Genomic DNA, 19,594 nt, shown 5'->3' on the forward strand with positions numbered 1-19,594 from the left:
GAACACCTGCCGAGGTGTAACCCATGTCCTGGCACACCTGTTACCCATGTCTCCGGTCTATACACTGGCCCAAAGAGAAGTAGCCAAGAGAAATGGCCTGTCGAGCCCGCCGACCCTACAAGCCGTGACGCTCGAGGTAGCTTGGAACAGGCGTGGCACCGCCCGTTCTACCTTCGGCCACACCGCGCCGTCGCCGTTCACTGAGGCCAGGGAGGGATCGCGGCGAGTCGCCGCGCTTCGCCCGTTCCGACATGGCCGAGATACCCTGTCCTCGCCCCACGCCCGGCGATTCCCCACCGCCGTTCCAGCGAACGCTGGAATCCAGTCAAGCGCTCGTGCGAAGCACACTCCATCCCCAGGAGTCCTCGCATGAAGTGGCTCAAGCGCCTCGCCCTCGCCTTCGCCGTGCTGCTGCTGATCGTGGCCGTGCTGCTGTGGTGGCTGCTCGATACCGGCGCGGGGTTGCGTTTCGCGCTGGCGCGGGCGGAAGGTGCGCTGCACGGCGCGTTGACGGTGGAGCGCGCGCAGGGCCGCCTGCTTGGCCCGCTCGACCTCGCCGGCGTGCGCTACGACGACGGCCAGGGCACCGTGGCGAAGGTGGCGAAGGCGCACCTGGACCTGCGCTTCTGGCCGCTGCTGCGCAAACGCCTGCACGTGCTGGACCTCGACGTGGACGGCGTGGACGTGGCGCTGCCCAAGTCCGGCGAGGAGGAAAGCTCCAGCTCTTCCGGCTTCTCGCTGCAGCCGCCACTCGCGCTGGTGCTGGACCGCGTGCACGTCACCCGGGTGACGATCGCCCAGGGCGGCCAGCCGCTGTTCGCCGCCAACCGGCTCGACCTCGCCGCGCGCTGGACGCATGCCGGCATCGCGGTAAAGCAGCTCGCGCTGGATGCGCCCGAGGGCCACGCCGAACTGGCCGGCCAGCTCGCCATCGGCCGCCGCTACAAGGGCAAGGGCCAGGCCGGTTTCGCCTGGCGCGTGGGCGATACCGACTACGCCGGCACGCTCACCGCCACCAGCGACGGCGAGCAGGCGCATGCCGACATCGCGCTGACCAAACCTGCCGTCGCCACGCTCGCGCTCGATCTCGCGCAGGAAAAGAACTGGCCGTGGACGGCCAAACTCGACTTGCCCGCCTTCGATCCGAAGCCGCTGCTCGGCGACGGCGCGCTGAAGACGCTGTCCGCCCATCTTTCCGGCCGCGGCGACAAGCTGGGCGGTATGTTGACCGGCACGCTCGGCCTCGACCAGTACACCGTGAAGCTGCAGCCGCTGGATGCGCGCTTCGACGCGAACTACGCGACGCTGCAACTGAAGCAGCTGCAGCTCGCCTCGCCGCAGTTCCCCGGCTCGCTCGCCGCCCACGGCACGCTGCGGCTGGACGCGAAACCGGTGAGCGGCGAACTCGCCATCGCCTGGCAGGACCTGCAACTGCCCGCCGACCTCGCCGGCCAGCCGCTGGCCAGCCACGGCAGCCTCGTCGCGCGCGGCAGCGCCACGCAGTACCACGCCGAGGGCGACGTGGACATCGGCCCGCCCGGCAAGCTGGCGAAGCTGGCGCTGAACCTGGACGGCACGCCGCAGCAGGTCGTCCTGCACACGCTCGCGCTCAAGCAGCCGCAGGGTGGCCTCGACGCCAGCGGCACCCTGACCCTGCAGCCCGCGCTGGCGTGGGACTTCAAGGCCGGCGCGAACAAGCTCGACCCGGGCCAGTTGTTCGCCGGCTGGAACGGCGCGCTGGACTTCGCGCTGGACACCGACGGCACGCTCACCCCGCAAGGCCCCGAGGCCACGCTCGACCTGCACCAGCTCGCCGGCCGGCTACGTGATCGCGCGCTGGCCGGCCACGGCAAGCTGCACCTGTCGCCGGCGAAGGTGGTCGACGGCCAGTTGGCCTTGAGCGCGGGCAACAGCCACGTGCAGATCGACGCCCGACCCGGCAGCCGCAACGACGTCGACCTGAAGCTGGCGATCGCCTCGCTGGACGACTGGCTGCCCGCCGCCGGCGGCCGCCTCGACGGCGGCTTCCGCGTGCAGGGGCTGTGGCCTGCGCTGAGCGTCAACGGCCATGTGAACGGGCAATCGCTGGTGTGGCAGCAACAGAAGGCCGAGAGCCTGCGGCTGGTGGTCGGCGTGCCCGACATCGGCCACCCCGCCGGCAAGCTGCAGCTGGACGCCGGCGACGTGCAGGCCGGCGGGCTGGCCTTCCAGCAGCTGCACCTGCTCGCCGAAGGCAGCCAGGCCTCGCACCGGCTCACGCTGGATGCGCGTGGCCAGCAGCTTTCCGCGCAGCTCGCGCTGGACGGCGGCCTGAAGGACACCGCCTGGAACGGCACGCTGACCGCGCTGACCCTGCGCCCGCAGGCGATGCCGGAATGGCGCCTGCAGCAGCCGGCGAAGCTGGCCTGGAACGACGGCGCGGCCAGCCTCTCCGAGCTGTGCCTCAGCGCGGGCGACCCGCTGCTGTGCGTGGCCGCGAAGCAGGACAAGGCCGGCAACCTCGACGCCAGCTACCGGCTGCACGCGCTGCCGCTGCCGCTGCTGGTGGACGTCGCCGGCGTGGCCGACGTGCCGATGCGCGCCGAAGGCACGCTCGACGGCCACGGCACGCTGCGCCGCGGCGCCGACGGCAAGCTCGCCGGCAACGCCAGCGTCACCTCCGGCCACGGCAGCATCGCCTACGCCGACCATCCCGACCAGCCGCTGCTCACCTACGACGACCTGGCGTTGAACGCCACGCTGGCGCCTTCGTCCCAGCATGTCGAGCTGCATGCCCGCGTTGACGGCGACGGTCGTCTGGACGGCCAATTGAATCTCACCGGCACGCAGCAGGCGCTGGCCGGCCAGGTGGAGCTGCACCTGAACCGGATCGGCTTCATCGAGCTGTTCACCAACGCGGTGGCCAACGCGAAAGGCCGACTCGACGGCAGCTTCCGACTCGGCGGCACGCTGGCGCAGCCGGCGGTCACCGGCCAGGCCGTGCTCGACGGCTTCGCCGCGGAGATCCCCGACGCCGGCCTCAAGCTGAGCCAGGGCCGCGTCACGGTGAGCACCACGGACGCGAAGCAGTTCCGCATCGACGGCAGCGTGAAGTCCGGCGACGGCACGCTCGCCGTGGCCGGCACCGCCGGGCTGGGCGCGGCCGCGTCCACCGCGGTCACCCTCAAGGGCAGCCGCGTCACCGCCGCCGACATTCCCGCCGCCAAGGTGGTGATCTCGCCCGACCTGGTGGTGAAGCAGGGCGCCAGCGGCATCGACGTCGGCGGTTCGGTCACCATCGACAGCGCCGACGTGAACCTGGAAAAGCTGCCCGGCGGCGGCGCCAGCCAGGCCTCGCCCGACGTGGTGATCGTGGACCAGTCGCAGCAGCAGGCGCAGAACGCGCCGCTGCCGGTCACCGCCCGCGTGAAGGTGGACCTGGGCCGCCGCACCCACATCGTCGGCATGGGCCTGGACGGCCGCCTCGCCGGCACGCTCACGGTCAGCGACCGTCCCGGCCACGCCACCACCGGCCAGGGCCAGATCAAGGTCAGCGGCACCTACAAGGCCTACGGCCAGAACCTGCACATCGAGCAGGGCCAGCTGCTGTTCGCCAGCACGCCGGTGGACAACCCCGGCCTCAACATCAAGGCGGTACGCAAGCTCAACCCCAACGCCACCATCGACGAGGGCCAGGAGGTGGGCCTGCTGGTCACCGGCACCGCGCAGCGGCCGGTGCTCACCGTGTTCTCCAATCCGGTGATGGAGCAGTCCGACGCGCTCTCCTACCTGGTCACCGGCAAGCCGCTGTCGCAGGTGAAGGGCGGCGAAGGCAACATGGTGGGCGCCGCGGCGCAGGCGCTGGGCTCGGCCACCGGCGACCTGCTGGCCAAGAGCGTGGGCGCGAAGACCGGCCTGGACATGGGCGTGTCCAGCAGCGATGCGCTGGGCGGCGCCGCCGCGTTCACGGTGGGCAAGTACCTCTCGCCGCGGTTGTACCTCAGCTACGGCGTGGGCCTGTTCGACCCCGGCCAGGTGATCACCCTGCGCTTCCGCCTCAGCCACCGTTGGAACTTCGAGGCGCAGAACGCCACCGACTTCAGCCGCGCCAGCTTCAATTACCGCTACGAGCGCTGAACGTCGGCGCAAGAAATTCCGCCCCCTCGACACGTTCCGGAATCGCAGCTGACCGCCGCATCACCGTCGTCGTTTGCCGCCGCGCGCGCATGGCAATAATCCACTCGCCAGCGCGGATGTGCGGCGACACTTGCGCGTTCACGCATGGCCCCCACGTCCCCCGCGGAGCCCGTCGTGATCGACAAGACCCCCACCCGAAGAAAGGCCGCGTATGCGCTGCTGTGCGCCGGCGGCGTCATGCTGGCCGGTTGCAACCATCCGCCCACTCCGCAGGCCGCGAATCCGGGCGCCGCCGGCACGGCGCCCGCCCCGGCCGCCACTGCCGCACAGCCATCCGCGCCCTACACCCCGCCCTCGGCGGACCAGCTGTACCAGATGGTGGCGCCGATCGCGCTGTTCCCCGACAAGCTCGTGGCGCAGGTGCTGGCCGGCTCGACCTATCCCGACCAGATCGCCGCGGCCGACGACATGCTGCAGCAGCATCCGGACCTGAAGGGCGCGCTGCTGGCCGACGCGGTCGATCCGCAGCCGTGGGACGCCAGCGTCAAGGGCCTGACCCAGTTCCCCTCGGTGCTGGACCAGATGGCGCGGAACATGCAGTGGACCACCGCACTCGGCAGCGCCTATGTCAACGATCCCGCCGACGTGATGAACGCGATCCAGGTGATGCGCGAGCGCGCCGCGAGCAAGGGCAGCCTGCGCAGCTCCCCGCAGATGCGCGTGGTCAGCCAGGCCGCGCCCGCCGACGAGGCGGTGGGCGACCAGGGCGAGCCGCCGCCGGAGTACGCCGGCCCGGCCGTGGTCCCGGCCCCGCAGCAGACGATCGAGATCGTGCCGGCGCAGCCCGACACCGTCTACGTGCCCCAGTACGACCCGGAAACCGTCTACGGCGAACCGGTGGCAACCTATCCCGGCTATACCTACGTCGAGCCGCGCCGCTACAGCACCGGCGAGATGGTGGCTGCGGGCGCCATCGGCTTCGGTGTGGGCGTGGTGGTGGGTGCCCTGCTCGAACACCATCATGACGAGCGCAACAGCAATCCCGGCTGGGGCTGGAACAGTTGGGGCATGCACTGGGGCGGCGCCCGCGGGGGCGGCAACTGGCAGCGGCCGGCAGTGGTGCACAACAACACCGTCTACGTCTCGCGCTCCACCACCATCATCAACCGCTACACCAACATCAACAACAGCCGCACGGTCAACTACGTCAACAGCGGCAACCGCACGGCCACCAACGTCAACAGCGACAACCGCGTGGTCGACAACAGCGTGCACGACACGCGCAACGCCCGCATCGACAACAGCCGCCACGTGACCGTCGCGCGCGCTCCCGGCGAGACGACGGCGCGGCCGGCCGCGCAACCGATGACCATGCCGCATTTCGGCACCCCGGTGCGGGGGGCGAGGCCGGCACCCGGCACTGTCGCGCACGTCGCACCGGAACACCCGCAGGCGCCGCGCAGCCTGCAAGGCGCGGGACCTCCCCATCCGTCGATGGTGCGCCGCCCGCTGCCGGCGCCGGCGACACGCGCCCCGGCCGCCGGGCACCATCCCACGACCGCGCATGTGGTCCCGGCGGTCGCCGCGCACCGCGAGGCCCCGCGCGAGTCGGCGCCGCCGCGGCTACGGCTGGAAGCGGCGCACGAGGCGCCGCGGCCCGAGGCCGCCCGCCCCGCCGCACCACGACCTGTCGAACGCCCCGCATCCCAGGTGCAGCCACGACCCGAGCCCCGCGCCGCACCGCACACCAACCCGCGCCCCGCCGCGTCCGGACAGCACGATTCCGGCAAGCCGCACGGCGACGACAAGCGGCGCAAGGAGGAACAGCAGGACTGACCCTCCCGCCGGCGCGCCATCCAGGCGCGCCGGCGGTCGCGCATCGCACCGGCAACCGTATCCGCCGGCACCTGCAATATCCCCCGCGTGGCGCTATCGTGCACGCCTCACACATCAGCGAGGTGGCACCCATGCAACGCACCCCATGGCTACTGGCCGCGGCGATCGCGGCCGGACTCTGCGGCCCCACGGCCTGGGCGGCTCCCGCCAACGGCCCCGACATCGGCATCGACCTGACGGGCATCGACCACGCCGTGAAGCCGGGCGACAACTTCTTCGACTACGCCAACGGCAACTGGCTGAAGACGGCGCAGATCCCGGCCGACCGCTCCAGCACCGGCACCTTCCTCAAGATCTACGAGCTGACCGAGAAGCACACCGCCGACCTGATCCGCAACGCCCGCGGCGACCACGCCGCGCCGGGCAGCAACGAGCGCAGGATCGCCGACTACTACGCTGCCTACATGGACGAGGCGAACATCGAGAAGCTGGGCCTGAAGCCGCTGAAGCCTGCCCTGGAAACGATCGACAAGATCGACAGCCGGCAGGACCTGGCCCGCGTGCTGGGCAGCCGCCTGCGCGCCGACGTGGACCCGATCAACGCCACCAACTTCCACACCCAGAACCTGTTCGGCCTGTTCGTCACCCAGGGCCTGGAAGATCCCTCGCACACCATCGCCTACCTGCTGCAGGGCGGCCTCGGCATGCCCAGCCGCGAGTATTACCTGTCCAGCGACCCGCACATGGTCGAGGCCCGCGGCAAGTACCAGGCCTACGTCGCCGCGCTGCTGAAGCAGGCCGGCGCGAAGGACCCCGAGGGCGAGGCCAAGACCGTGCTCGCGCTGGAGACGAAGATCGCCAGGGCGCAGGAAAGCCTGGTCGAAAGCGAGGACGTGCACAAGGCCAACAACCTCTGGAGCATGGCCGACTTCGCCGCCAAGGCGCCCGGCCTCGACTGGGACGCCTACTTCAAGGCCGCCGGCCTCGCCGGCCAGCCGCGGATCGACGTGTGGCAGCCCGCCGCCATCACCGGGCTGTCCGCGCTGGTGGCCAGCGAGCCGCTGGACGCCTGGAAGACCCTGCTCGCCTTCCACACCCTCAATGCCGGCGCGCCGCTGCTGCCCAAGGCCTACGCCGACCTCAGCTTCGACTTCTACGGCCGCACCCTGCAAGGCACGCCGCAGCAGCAGCCGCGCTGGAAACGCGCGGTGGGCGCCACCAACACCGACCTCGGCGACGCGGTGGGCCAGCTGTACGTACAGAAGTATTTCCCCGCCTCGTCGCGCGACGAAGTGCAGCAGCTGGTGAAGAACCTGATCGCCGCCTTCGACGAGCGCCTCGACACGCTGAGCTGGATGACCCCGGCCACGCGCGCCAAGGCCAAGGAAAAGCTGGTCACGCTGAAGGTGGGCGTGGGCTACCCGGACACCTGGCGCGACTACGCCGCGCTCGAGATCAAGGCCGACGACCCGCTGGGCAACCACCAGCGCGCGGTGAAGCACGAGTACGAGCACCAGCTCGCCAAGCTCGGCCAGCCGGTCGACCGCGGCGAGTGGTGGATGACGCCGCAGACGGTGAACGCGGTGAACCTGCCGCTGCAGAACGCGCTGAACTTCCCCGCCGCGATCCTGCAGGCGCCGTTCTTCGACCCGAAAGCCGACGCCGCCGCCAACTACGGCGCCATCGGCGCCATCATCGGCCACGAGATCAGCCACAGCTTCGACAACACCGGCGCCGACTTCGACGCGCAGGGCAAGCTGGAGAACTGGTGGACGCCGGCCGACGAGGCGCACTTCAAGGACGCCACGCAGAAGCTGGCCAGGCAGTTCGACCAGTACGAGGCCCTGCCCGGCCTGCACGTCAACGGCGAGCAGACCCTGGGCGAGGACATCGCCGACGTCTCCGGCCTCACCATCGCCTACCTCGCCTACCACAAGTCGCTGGGCGGCAAGCCCGCGCCGGTGATCGACGGCCTCACCGGCGACCAGCGCTTCTTCCTCGCCTTCGGCCAGGCCTGGCGCTCGAAGATGCGCGACGCCGCCCTGCGCCAGCGCCTCGCCACCGACGTGCACGCCCCCGCGCAATTCCGCGCGCTCACCGTGCGCAACCTCGACGCCTGGTATCCCGCGTTCAAGGTGCAGCCGGGGCAGAAGCTGTACCTGAAGCCGGACCAGCGCGTGAAGATCTGGTAGGCGCCGCAGGCCGCGCCAGGCAAGGCCAGGGCCGCACTCGTGCGAGTGCGGCCCTTCTTTTTGCCCGGTCGTCACGCGCGACGAGCGTGTGTGTCGATCGCCGTGCCTGCCGTTCGTCGCTCCACCACAGCCCATTGCAAAGGAGCTAGCCATGCAGTTCATGATGTTCGTGGTGCACGACCCCGCCGCCGAACCCTACGACGCCGCGCAGGACAACATCGGCGAATGGGTGGCCGGCCTGGCGGCCAGCGGCGCGCGGATCACCGGCGACCGGCTGCGGCCGCCGTCCCACGCGAAGACCGTGCGCGTGCGCGCCGGCAAGACCCTGGTCAGCGACGGGCCGTTCGCCGAGTCCAAGGAGTGGATCGCCGGCTTCGACCTGCTGGACTGCGCCAGCCTCGACGAGGCCGTCGCCATCGCCGCCCGCCATCCGATGGCCCGCTTCGGCAGCGTCGAAGTGCGCCCGTTCTGGCCGATCGACGTGGACGAGGACCCCCATGCGCGCGCAGCCCGTGAAATGGACGACTGACGCCTGCAACAAGGTGGACCAGGGTGATAACGTGCGCGGCAGCCGCCGTGCGCACGGGGCTGCATCCATTCGCCAGGGGAGGTTCGCACCATGTTCAAGCCGCTTGCCTTGTCCGTCGCCCTGCTCGTCGTCTCGACGGCAGCGCTGGCCCAGTCGAAACCCGCCGCACCCGCGCTGACGCCGGTGCAGCAGGCCCAGGTGCAGAAGCAGGATGCGCAGATGGCCCAGGCCGCGCTGCAGGTCGCCCAACTGGTCGACCAGGGCAAGACGGGCGAGGTGTGGGACGGCGCCTCCGCCATCGCCAAGCAGGTGGTGAAGCGCGAGGCCTTCGTCGCGCAGGTCGACGCCGACCGCAAGCAGGTCGGCAAGCCGCTCTCACGCAAGCTCGCCACCATCACCCGCAACGCCTCCAGCGGCGGCGCCACGCCCGCCGGCTACTACATCAACGTGAACTTCGCGACCCGGTTCGCCAACACCAGTCAGCCGGTGCGCGAGCTGGTCTCCTTCCACCTGGACCCGGACAAGGTGTGGCGCGTGGCGGGGTACACGCTGCGCTGATGCGCTTTCCTGTGGTGGGTCAGGCCACCCCGAGCCCGCCGATCCCTGCGATGGCGCCACCGTCGAACCCGGCCAGTTCGGCGAAGCGGCGGCCGCGCTCGGTGTAGTCCCTGAACTGGTCGAAGCTGGGCGCGCCGGGCGAGAGCAGCACCACGCCGCCCTCCGGCGTCACCGTGCGCGCCATCGCCACCGCGTCGGCGAAATCCTCCGCTTCGCCCAGCGGCAGCTCGGTCTTCGCCTGCCGCAGCGCCCGTGCGATGCGCGGGCCGTTGGCGCCTTGCGCCACGATGCGCAGGCCGGCGCGGTCCTTCACCGCCCGCACGAAACCGGACCAGTCCAGCCCGCGGTCGTGGCCGCCCACGATCACCGTGACCTCGCGCCCGGCCAAGCTGTCCAGCGCGGCCAGCGTGGCCTGCGGGGTGGTGCCGATGGAGTCGTTGATCCAGTCGACGCCGTCGCGCCGGCCCAGCGGTTGCAGGCGGTGCGGCAACGGGTGGAAGTCCGCCAGCGCCGGCGCCGCCTTGACCGCGTCGAGGCCCAGCGTCTCCAGCGCGGCCAGCGCGGCGCAGGCGTTGAGCGCGTTGTGCAGGCCAGGGGCGGCCATCGCTCCGAGGTCGAACACCGCCTGTCCGCCGCGGCGGATCGCGCCGTCGGCCACGTGCCAGCCTTCCGGCGTGCCGAAGACGAGGCGGCGCGGATGCGCGGCGGTGCGTTCCAGCAGGTTCGGCTGTTGGCCGTTGACCAGCAGCGTGCGCGCGGCATCGGCGAGCTTCAGCTTGTCGGCCACGTAGCGTTCGCGCGAGCCGTGCCAGTCCAGGTGCTCCTCGTACAGGCTGGTGACCACGCCCAGTTCCAGCGCCCCGGCTTCGCCCGTCTGGAAGCTGGACAGCTCGATGGCCCATAGCGCGGCGGACTGGCCCTGCAGTTCCAGCAGCGGCAGGCCGATGTTGCCGGCCAGCGCGGTGCGCACGCCCAGCGCGCGCGCGAGATGCGCCACGAAGGCGGTGGTGGTGCTCTTGCCCTTGGTGCCGGTGACGGCGACCACGCGCGCATCCGGGTTCTCCGCGAACCACAGCGCGGTGCCGGAGGTGAACGCAGTGCCCTGCGCCTGCGCGGTGACGATGGCGGGCTTGTAGATGGAAATGCCGGGCGACTTCACCACCACGTCGTAGGCGGACAGCGCCACCGCCTCGGGCTCGTGCGCGTAGACGGTCAGCGAGGCGTCGAATGCGCGTGCGGCAGCGGCTTCGGCTTCGTTGCAATAGAGCGCCAGCGGTTGTTGCGGCAGTTGCGCGCGGATGGCGTGGATCGCGGCGCGACCCTCACGGCCGAAGCCCCACACGGCGACGCGCTTGCCCGCCAGCTCGGCGATGCGCATCAGCCGATGGCCTTCAGCGCGCCCTGCAGGCGCGCCGGCACGCGGTGTTCGGCGGACGGTTCCAGCCACGGCTCCAGCGCGAGCTGCGAGGCATCGAGCTGCGGCAGGATCTCGGCGCGGAAGCGCGCTACCAGCGCGTCCTCCTGCCACTCGGGTCGCTGGCTCAGTGCGTACATCGCCGCGCGCGCCTCGGCGCCCTCGCCCACGCATTCGAACGGCTTGTGGTCCTTGTATTCCAGCAGCGCGTCGAAGCCGGCGGCCTGCGTCTCGTCGTCGAGCAGGTTGCGGCCGAAGATCGCCAGCAGCCGCGGCTTGGGCAGGAACGGCGCCAGCGCCAGGAACACGAAGTGGCATTTCGGGCACTGTCCGCACCAGCGGTCGGCGGGCTTGGGGCCGAGGATGCGGAAGTTGCGGTTGCAGCTGGAGAACGCCTCGAAGTACTGCGGCAGGCGCGCGAACGCGCGGGTGATCGCCAGCTCCGAATACGGACGCAGCAGCGAGCAGTAGTCGAGGTCGGCGGCCACGTGCGTATGCAGCCACTCGCCCAGCAACTGCTCGAAGGCGTAGCCCTTGCTCCACTGGTGGTTCACCTGCTGGCCGTCGTACTCCAGCGTGGCGGCGGAGGCGGAGCGCTCGTTGGCGAAGGCGATGGAATCGTGGCCGTACAGGACCGCGGCCACGGCGAGGATCGCCGAGTTCACCGCGGTGACCGGGATGTGGCCGTTCCATGCGCCCAGCCGGTTCAGCTCGAACAGGCCCGGCGCCAGCTCGCGCTGGATGTTCAGCGTGGGCAGGCCGGTGCGCCCGGCGCAGGCGGCGATCAGCGGGGAGTTGCCGACCCAGACCGCGGTGGCGTCGCCGCCGATGGACTTGATGGCTTCCACGGCGACCAGCGAGTCCTTGCCGCCGCCGATGGGGACCAAGGTGCGTTTGGGGAGGCCGAGAGGTGGGGCGTGAGGCGAGGTTGGCCCCTCACCCCGACCCTCTCCCCGGAGGGGAGAGGGAGATGTTGCGCTTCGCGGAAAACTTATGCGGCCGCGCAGGTCCAGACCGTTGCGGTAGGCGAACTCGGCCAGGCCGTGCAGGTAGAGCGCATCGAGCAGGTCGGCGGTGGCGGCATCGAGCGGGCCGTCGGCGACCTCGATCCTTGGCGGCACGCCGGCCTTGTAATAGCTGACGCCGGCGACCAGGTGCAGCAGCTTCAGCGCGGCGTCGAAGGCCGCCTGGCGTTCGCGCGGCAGCGCCGGGGCGTCGGGGAAACGGATGCGTTCCACCAGCGGCTCGCCGTCGTCGAACGCATACGCCAGCTCGGCCACGCCGTCGGCATAGCGCGCGCGGAGGAAGCGGAACACCTGGGTCAGGCGCGGTTGGATGGTCGTCGTCACTGTCTCGATACTCCACATGCCCTACTCCCTCTCCCCTCCGGGGAGAGGGTCGGGGTGAGGGGCCGGGCTTGCCAAGGCTTCAAGGATCACCTCGAGCACGCCTTCGATATTCGTCAGTACGTCATTGTCCCAGAAACGGAGCACGCGGTAGCCCATGCTTGCCAGCTTGCATGTGCGTGCTGCGTCATATGCCACCTGCTCGTCATGCTGGCTGCCGTCCAGCTCCACGACCAGGCCCGCACCCGGACAGGCGAAATCAGCGATTTAGCGGTCGACCTCATGCTGGCGGCAGAATGTCCAGCCTTGCAGGGGGCGGTTGCGCAGGTGATGCCAGAGTTTTTGTTTGGCGTCGGTCTGGCCGGTTCGCAGGTTGCGTGCCTTGTCTACATTCAGGCGTTTCATCCTTGAAACCTCCGCTTTGTTGGCTGTTCCTTCGCGAGCACCCGCCCCTCACCCCATCCCTCTCCCCGGAGGGGAGAGGGAGAAGAGCGTCAGTCGTCCAGCACCACCTCTTCCGTATCACCGCGCAGGTTGTACGGCGAGGACATCACCTTGCCGTAGGCGCCGGCCTGGGCGACCAGCATGACGTCACCCTCGGCCGGTTCCGGCAGGCGGCGGTCGCTGCCCAGCACGTCGCCGCTCTCGCAGATCGGGCCGACCACCTGGAACAGGCCGGTGGCCGGCTCGTCGAGGCGGGTGAGGTTGGCGATCTCGTGCCAGGCGTCGTACAGCGCGGGGCGGATCAGGCTGTTCATGCCGGTGTCCACGCCGAGGTAGCGCCAGCTGCCCTTGCCCTTGGTCTGGGTGACCCGGGCCAGCAGCACGCCGGCGTCGGCGACGAGGTAGCGGCCCGGCTCCATCCACAGCCGGTAGTGCGGGTAGGCCGCCTTCACCTCGCGCAGCACCTTGTCCAGCGCGGCGATGTCCAGCTTCGCCTCGCCCGGATGCGAAGGCACGCCCAAGCCGCCGCCGATGTTGAGGAAGGCGATGCTGCCGATGCGCTCGGCCAGGCTGGCCAGCTGGCCGTACACCTCGCCCCAGTGCCGCGCGTCGAGCACGCCCGAACCCAGGTGCGCGTGCAGGCCCCGCACGACGATGCCGTGCGCGTCGGCGTGGCGCAGGAAGGCGTCGAGCTGCTCCACCGGCAGGCCGAACTTGCTGCCGCTGCCGCCGGTGCGCACCTTCTCGTGGTGGCCCAGGCCACGGCCCAGGTCCACCCGCAGCGAGACCTCGCGGCCGCGGAACAGCTCGCCGCAGTGCTCGACCGGATGCAGCGCGTCCAGCGTGATGGTGGCGCGGGTGGCCAGGCCGTGCGCGAAATCCGCGCGCGAGGCGAAGTTGGGCGTGAACAGCAGCGGCACGCTTTCCGGCACGGCCGCCGATACCGCGTCCAGCTCGCCCGGCGACACGCATTCGAACGCGAAGCCCTCCTCGACCAGCGCGCGCAGGATCGCCGGATGCGTGTTCGCCTTCACCGCGTAGTGCAGCCGGTCCACCGCGGCCAGCGACTTCAGCGCGCGCGCCTGCGCGCGCACCGTGGGCAGGTGGTAGACGTAGCGCGGCGTGGCCCCGGCGGCGACGTCGAGCAGGCGCCGGCGCTGCGCCGGCTCGCGCCACCAGGCGGCGGACACCGCCGCCTCGCCGCCGCCGTACAGGTTCTGCCAGCTGGGGCCGAACAGGGCGCTGTCGTCGGTGCGCAGCGCGCCGGCGGCGATCAGCAGGTCGTGCAGGTGCGGCAGCAGCTCGTCCACCACGTTCTCGTCCACCACGAAGGTGAGGTTGAGGTTGTTGGACGACTGCGAGATCAGGTGCACGCGCAGCTGGCCGAATTCCGCCAGCACGGTCGACAGCGTGTGCAGCATCGAGCGCATGCCGCGGCCGACCAGGGTGATCGCGGCGCACGGCGCGATCACCTTTACCCGGCACACCTTGGCCAGGTCCGCCGCCAGCGCGGCCACCGCGTCGGAATCGAGCAGGTTCTCGGTGGGGTCGAGCGACACGGTGACGTTGGTCTCGGCCGAACCGATCAGGTCCACCGACAGGCCGTGCCGCTTGAACTGCGCGAACACGTCGGCGAGGAAGCCGACCTGCTGCCACATGCCCACCGATTCCATCGACACCAGGGTGATGCCCTTGCGCGCGCTGATCGCCTTCACCGAGGGCGCGTGCTCGCGCACCTCGGGACCGATCACCGTGCCTTCCAGTTCGGGCCGGTTGGTGTCCTTCACCAAGAGCGGCACGCGCGGCTCGCGCAGCGGCGACAGGCAGCGCGGGTGCAGTACCTTGGCGCCGGTGGAGGCGATTTCCTGCGCCTCCTCGTAGTCCAGCTTCTGCAGCAGGCGCGCACCCGGCACCTGGCGCGGGTTGGCGGTGAACATGCCGGCCACGTCGGTCCAGATCTCCACCCGCGCCGCCTTCAGCAGCGCGCCGAAGTAGGACGCCGAGGTATCCGAGCCGCCGCGGCCCAGCAGCACGGTGCGGCCTCCGCTCTCGCGCGCGATGAAGCCCTGGGTGATGAACACCTCGCCTTGCGCGGCCAGTCGCGCGGCCAGCGCGGGGTCGGGCCGGGCCTCGACCATCGCCGAGAGCAGGCGGGTGCGCTCGTTCTGGTTCGGCAGCGCCGCCGCGGCCAGGCAGTCGCGCGCGTCCACCCATCGCGTGGGCAGGCCGCTTTCGCTGAGGAAGGCCGCGCCCAGCGCGCTGGACATCAGCTCGCCGTGCGCCTGCACCAGCGCCGACCAGGCCAGTTCGCCCAGCCGCGCCGGGCCGTCCGCGGCCAGCGCGGCCAGCTCGTCCAGCCGTGCGCCCAGCGTGGCCGGCAGCGGCAGCCGCATGTGGCCGAGCAGCTCGTGGTGGCGTTGCGCGATCACGCCGGCCGCCGCCTTGCGTTTGCCCTGGTCGCCCTCGCCGCACAGCTGTTTCAGCGCGTCGGTGATGCCGGTGAGCGCGGACACGACCACCAGCACGCGCGCGCCCTCGGCGCGGCGGCTGGCGACCAGCTCACGGATGTTCTGCCAGCGCGGCAGGGTGGCGACACTGGTGCCGCCGAACTTCATCACGATCCAGGGCTTGTCGGGAGCAGGGGCGTCCGCGGGCAGCGGCGCAGGGCTTTGCGGGTTCACGGTTACCTTCGGTTGCGGTGGCTGGGGAAAACAATCCCGCCAGTGTTGCGCCGCGGCAACGGGAATGCAACCGCGGCCGCCGTGCGCGGCCGTTTGGACGTCCAGACGTCCACTTGTCAAGGACCGCAGGCGCCGCCCCGGACGCTGCTAGACTGCGCGCTTCCCGGAAAGGAGCCGGTCACGCATGGCCTTCGCGTTCCCCGACCCCGCGCGCGGCCCGGCCGCCGCATGGCGCGCGCTGCCGGAAGCCGTCGTGGCGCTGGCGGCCGCCCTGCTCACCCTGGCCTGCGCGCAATGGATGGCGCCCGGGCCAGGCAGCGCGGTACTGGCGGTGGTGCTGAGCCTGTCGCTGGCCCGCAGCCGGCTCGACCGCGACCGCCGCGGCCGGCTGGAAGCGGCCGTCGCCCTGCCGGTGGTGGGCCTGGCCGCCACCGGCGTTGGCCTGCTGCTGCGCGACGCGCCCTGGCTGGGCGCCGCCGCGTTCACCCTCGGCGTGTCCGCATCGGTGTGGCTGCGCCAGTTCGGCGAGTCGGCACGGCGCGCCAGCCGGCTGATCGCGCTGCCGTTCGTGACCGTGCTGACCGTGCCGCACCTGTCCGGCGTGCACCGGGGGCCGCTGCCGGCCATCCTGGTGCCGGTGCTGGTGGCGCTGCTGGCGCTGGCCTGGGTGTCGGCGCTGGACGCGCTGGGCCGGCGACTGCGCCTGTTGCCGGGCATCCTGCCGCCGGCGCCCCATGCACCTGCCGCGCCGGCCCGGGCGACGCCGGGCCAGCAGCGCCTCTCGGCCACCACGCGCATGGCACTGCAGATGGCGGCGGCACTGGCCTGCGCCTTCGCGGTGGGCCATGCGGGCTTCGGCCGGCACTGGCCCTGGGTGGTGCTGACCGCCTTCATCGTGCACAGCGGCAACCGTGGCCGGCTGGAGGTGGCGTACAAGAGCCTGCTGCGCCTGGCCGGCGCCGCCGGCGGCACCCTCGCCGCCGCCGTGCTGTCCCTGTGGTCCCTGCCGGCGGGCATGCACGGCGGAAGCTCCGCCACGATGATCCTCCTCGCGGTGTTCCTGGGCACCTGGCTGCGGCCGCTCAACTATGCGTGGTGGGCGCTGTTCGTCACCGTGGCGCTGGCCCTGCTGGAGAACTACGCCGGCGTGCCTGCAACGGCGGAGATGGCGCTGCGCCTGGCGGCGATCCTGGCCGGCGCCGCGATCGGCGTGGCGGTGGCCTGGGTGGTGCTGCCGGTGCGCTCCACCGGCGTGCTGCGTCGACGCCTGGCCGACGCATTGGCGGCGCTCGGCGAGGCGCTGGACCCCGCGCACGCATCGCGCAGCGCGGCGCCTTTCACGCACGCGCTCGATGCGGCGAAGTCGCTGGCGCCAGCCTTCCGCGCGGCCCGCACGCTCGGCCTGCGACCCGCCTGGCGGCAACCCGCCGACTGGATCGATGCCTTGGCCGCCTGCCGCGCTCCCGCGGCGGCGCTGATCGATCGCGGCGCCACGCCGGGCAGCGTGCGGCGCGCGGTCGGCGCGGCACGGCAGGCCTTGCGCGAGCCGGATCGGTTGTTGCCGGCGCTGGAGGGGCTGCGCGGGGCGCTGGAGGCGGCTGGTGAGCCAGCCACGCAAGGTGTGCGGGAGTCTGGCTAGCGACAAGGCAGCCTATATCTCACCGTTCGTCCTGAGCGTAGGCCCGCAGGGCCGGAGTCGAAGGGTCGCCTGCGGGCGCTTCGACTCCGCTTGCTGGCGCAAGCTACGCTCAGCGTGAACGGTCTGGCTTTCTCCCTCCCCGGAGGGGAGAGGAGGCGAAGGCGTGCGCTGCGCGCACGGCTTTTATTCGACGACCACGGGGATCTTGCCGATCTTCGCGCGCCACTCCTTCGGTCCGGTCTGGTGCACCGAGGTGCCGGCGCTGTCCACCGCCACGGTGACCGGCATGTCCTTCACCTCGAACTCGTAGATCGCCTCCATGCCCAGGTCCTCGAAGGCCAGCACCTTCGAGGCCTTGATCGCCTTGGAAACGAGGTAGGCCGCGCCGCCCACCGCCATCAGGTAGACCGAGCGGTGCTTCCTGATCGCCTCGATCGCCGCGGGGCCGCGCTCCGCCTTGCCGACCATGCCGAGCAGGCCGGTTGAGCTAAGCACCTGTTCGGTGAACTTGTCCATGCGGGTGGCGGTGGTGGGGCCGGCGGGGCCGACCACCTCCTCGCGCACCGGGTCGACCGGGCCCACGTAGTAGATGAAGCGGCCCTTGAAGTCGACCGGCAGCTTTTCCCCACGGTTGAGCATCTCCACCATGCGCTTGTGCGCGGCGTCGCGGCCGGTGAGCAGCTTGCCGTTGAGCAGCAGCACCTCGCCCGGCCTGAAGCTGGCGACTTCGTCCTGGGTGATGGTGTCGAGATCCACCCGGCGCGCGTTCTGCGGGTTGTAGGTGAGCCTGGGCCAGTCCTCCAGCGAGGGCGGCTCCAGCGCCACGGGGCCGGAGCCGTCGAGCACGAAATGCGCGTGGCGGGTGGCGGCGCAGTTCGGGATCATCGCCACCGGCAGGTTCGCCGCGTGGGTGGGGTAATCCTTGATCTTCACGTCGAGCACGGTGGTGAGGCCGCCCAGGCCCTGCGCCCCGATGCCCAGCGCGTTGACCTTCTCGTACAGCTCGATGCGCAGTTCTTCCACGCGGTTCTGCGGGCCGCGCGCGATCAGCTCCTGGATGTCGATGTGCTCCATCAGCGATTCCTTCGCCAGCAGCATCGCCTTCTCCGCGGTGCCGCCGATGCCGATGCCCAGCATGCCCGGCGGGCACCAGCCGGCGCCCATGGTCGGCACGGTCTTCAGCACCCAGTCCACGATGGAGTCGGACGGGTTCAGCATCACGAACTTCGACTTCGCCTCCGAGCCGCCGCCCTTGGCCGCCACGATCACCTCGACGGTGTCGCCCGGCACCACCGACACGTTCACCACCGCCGGCGTGTTGTCCTTCGTGTTGAGGCGGCGGCCGGCCGGGTCGGCCAGCACGCTGGCGCGCAGCTTGTTGTCCGGGTGGTTGTAGGCGCGGCGCACGCCCTCGTTGACCATGTCCTCCACGCCCATGGTGGCGTCGTCCCAGCGCACGCCCATGCCGATCTTCAGGAACACGGTGACGATGCCGGTGTCCTGGCACAGCGGGCGGTGGCCCTCGGCGGCCATGCGCGAGTTGATCAGGATCTGCGCCATCGCGTCCTTCGCGGCCGGCGATTCCTCGCGCTCGTACGCGGCGGCCAGCGCCTTGATGTAGTCGACGGGGTGGTAGTAGCTGATGTACTGCAGCGCGTCCGCGACGGACTGGATCAGGTCGGCTTGCTTGATGGCGGTCATGGCGATGGCTGGGACACAAGTGAGGAATTGCCGCCGCGCATGGCTATCTGCGGCGGGCCAGTCCGCTATTGTGCCGCAAGAAGCGGTCCACCCGGGTCTGGAGAGGCCACCGTAGGCGTAGGCGGTGGCCGACGGTCACGCCGCCAGGCGGTTCAGGGCACCGTAGCCGAAGGCGGCGGCGATGTTCGCCGTGCCGTTGTCGGTGCCGTCGTAGTCCTGGATCGTCTGCACCAGCCGGTTCAGCGCGCCATAGCCCTGGTGCTGCTGCACGCCCCGGCCGTCCCCGCTGTGCACCCGGTTCCCGTCGGCGTCGCTGATCGAGCCAAATGGCAAACTAGGTGCTCACGACCTTGATTGCACTACCAAGGCGCAGCAGAAGTTCGTCAGCCAAGTGATCGATTCGGTGCTGCAGCAAGCAGGCCGCTAAACGATAACGATCGGCCTTCGGGCGTCGATCGCACAGCACCTACCTCACGGGCCGCGATAGCGGCCTGGGAGGTGGGTATTTTTGTTTCTAAAGATCATGCTTGCTAGCAATGTGCAGCATTTAAGCGGCGCGATCCCTATCCTGCACTAGGACGTGGCGTTCCGTGGAAATTATTAGCGGGCTAATAATGGCTGCCGCCGGCGCCGGCACGACGGCCTGCCGATGGGGTCTCGGGGCAACGCCCTGAGCAGGCAGGGAGCGCCGCAGAGAGAGTGCAACGACGGGCGAGGTGCGGTTTGTTAGCCCGCTCGCGTAGCGGGCGGTATAACAAACCCATACCTTGTCCAGTGACGTGGACGAGGTTTTGGAAGCGGTCGGGAAAGATCGGAGGCAATGCTGGCCAGCAGGCCGACGCAAGCACCGTTGCAAGCGCTGCGACACGATGCTGGCAAGATGCCGAAGCAAGCTCACCCAACGACACGGAGAACAGCCATGCGCAACGACGTCGACATCAACTTTGGGGTGGACTTCGAGCGAGCGCTGGAACGCCTGCACCACGATGCAGGCAAGATTTTCCGGCACTACTAGGCAGCCAAGCACAGCAACGGCAGCCGACGTCCCCCCGCTTTGAGTAGCGGGTCGGTTTAGAGTCCTGAGTTACTTTAACTGCTTCGCGTAGGCGGCGGGTGTCAGCCCGCCCAACGACTTCTT

Annotated in this window: 11 protein-coding genes and 1 pseudogene; 6 read left to right on the forward strand and 6 right to left on the reverse strand. The window is 70.6% G+C overall.

Translation table 11 applies throughout. The annotated features are described in order from the left end of the window. The first annotated feature begins 369 nt into the window (after positions 1–369). From QMK61_RS17290 to QMK61_RS17310, 5 genes are all read left to right on the forward strand, one after another. The gene (locus tag QMK61_RS17290; RefSeq protein ID WP_302073482.1) at positions 370–4,116 is read left to right on the forward strand and encodes a translocation/assembly module TamB domain-containing protein; all 3,747 of its coding nucleotides are present in this window, start codon (positions 370–372) and stop codon (positions 4,114–4,116) included. A gap of 174 nt (positions 4,117–4,290) precedes the next feature. Next, positions 4,291–5,952 (forward strand): DUF3300 domain-containing protein, encoded by a 1,662-nt coding sequence (locus QMK61_RS17295; protein ID WP_302073483.1) that lies wholly within the window; start codon positions 4,291–4,293, stop codon positions 5,950–5,952. A gap of 131 nt (positions 5,953–6,083) precedes the next feature. Beyond that, positions 6,084–8,144 (forward strand): M13 family metallopeptidase, encoded by a 2,061-nt coding sequence (locus tag QMK61_RS17300; RefSeq protein ID WP_302073484.1) that lies wholly within the window; start codon positions 6,084–6,086, stop codon positions 8,142–8,144. Positions 8,145–8,295: 151 nt separating this feature from the next. Further along, a complete protein-coding gene (locus QMK61_RS17305; RefSeq protein WP_302073485.1) occupies positions 8,296–8,673 on the forward strand; it encodes a YciI family protein in 378 nt (125 codons plus the stop codon). A gap of 90 nt (positions 8,674–8,763) precedes the next feature. Then, positions 8,764–9,231 (forward strand): DUF4019 domain-containing protein, encoded by a 468-nt coding sequence (locus QMK61_RS17310; RefSeq protein WP_302073486.1) that lies wholly within the window; start codon positions 8,764–8,766, stop codon positions 9,229–9,231. 19 nt (positions 9,232–9,250) lie between these two features. Here QMK61_RS17310 and murD read toward each other — a convergent pair whose 3' ends face one another. The 4 genes and pseudogenes from murD to QMK61_RS17330 all read right to left on the reverse strand — a co-directional run bounded on the left by murD (position 9,251) and on the right by QMK61_RS17330 (position 15,053). After that, on the reverse strand, positions 9,251–10,609 hold the full coding sequence (gene murD, locus QMK61_RS17315; RefSeq protein ID WP_302073487.1) for a UDP-N-acetylmuramoyl-L-alanine--D-glutamate ligase: 1,359 nt from the start codon (positions 10,607–10,609) through the stop codon (positions 9,251–9,253). Then, a complete protein-coding gene (murL, locus tag QMK61_RS17320; RefSeq protein WP_302073488.1) occupies positions 10,609–11,994 on the reverse strand; it encodes a UDP-N-acetyl-alpha-D-muramoyl-L-alanyl-L-glutamate epimerase in 1,386 nt (461 codons plus the stop codon). The genes murD and murL overlap by 1 nt, the downstream gene beginning before the upstream one ends. Before the next feature lie 21 nt (positions 11,995–12,015). Next, positions 12,016–12,396: pseudogene (locus QMK61_RS17325) on the reverse strand (DUF559 domain-containing protein). A gap of 89 nt (positions 12,397–12,485) precedes the next feature. After that, a complete protein-coding gene (locus QMK61_RS17330; protein ID WP_302073492.1) occupies positions 12,486–15,053 on the reverse strand; it encodes a bifunctional aspartate kinase/diaminopimelate decarboxylase in 2,568 nt (855 codons plus the stop codon). 247 nt (positions 15,054–15,300) lie between these two features. On the opposite strand from QMK61_RS17330, the gene QMK61_RS17335 reads away from it, so the two are divergent. Continuing rightward, positions 15,301–16,755, forward strand: a complete 1,455-nt coding sequence (locus QMK61_RS17335; protein WP_302073489.1) for an FUSC family protein — start codon at positions 15,301–15,303, stop codon at positions 16,753–16,755. 183 nt (positions 16,756–16,938) lie between these two features. On the opposite strand, the gene QMK61_RS17340 is transcribed toward QMK61_RS17335, so the two are convergent. Together QMK61_RS17340 and QMK61_RS17345 are read right to left on the reverse strand one after the other, a co-directional pair. Next, positions 16,939–18,456 (reverse strand): fumarate hydratase, encoded by a 1,518-nt coding sequence (locus tag QMK61_RS17340; protein WP_302073490.1) that lies wholly within the window; start codon positions 18,454–18,456, stop codon positions 16,939–16,941. 135 nt (positions 18,457–18,591) lie between these two features. Further along, the gene (locus QMK61_RS17345; RefSeq protein WP_302073491.1) at positions 18,592–18,726 is read right to left on the reverse strand and encodes a hypothetical protein; all 135 of its coding nucleotides are present in this window, start codon (positions 18,724–18,726) and stop codon (positions 18,592–18,594) included. Between the last annotated feature and the right edge of the window lie 868 nt (positions 18,727–19,594).

Source organism: Fulvimonas sp. R45 (assembly GCF_030504985.1).
In the GTDB taxonomy this organism is placed as follows: Bacteria; Pseudomonadota; Gammaproteobacteria; order Xanthomonadales; family Rhodanobacteraceae; genus Rhodanobacter_A.

Coding starts and splice junctions, on each gene's coding strand:
- QMK61_RS17340 (WP_302073490.1), bottom strand. CDS start 18,456: ATGACCGCCATCAAGCAAGCCGACCTGATCCAGTCCGTCGCGGACGCG.
- QMK61_RS17290 (WP_302073482.1), top strand. CDS start 370: ATGAAGTGGCTCAAGCGCCTCGCCCTCGCCTTCGCCGTGCTGCTGCTG.
- QMK61_RS17300 (WP_302073484.1), top strand. CDS start 6,084: ATGCAACGCACCCCATGGCTACTGGCCGCGGCGATCGCGGCCGGACTC.
- murD (WP_302073487.1), bottom strand. CDS start 10,609: ATGCGCATCGCCGAGCTGGCGGGCAAGCGCGTCGCCGTGTGGGGCTTC.
- QMK61_RS17335 (WP_302073489.1), top strand. CDS start 15,301: ATGGCCTTCGCGTTCCCCGACCCCGCGCGCGGCCCGGCCGCCGCATGG.
- QMK61_RS17310 (WP_302073486.1), top strand. CDS start 8,764: ATGTTCAAGCCGCTTGCCTTGTCCGTCGCCCTGCTCGTCGTCTCGACG.
- QMK61_RS17305 (WP_302073485.1), top strand. CDS start 8,296: ATGCAGTTCATGATGTTCGTGGTGCACGACCCCGCCGCCGAACCCTAC.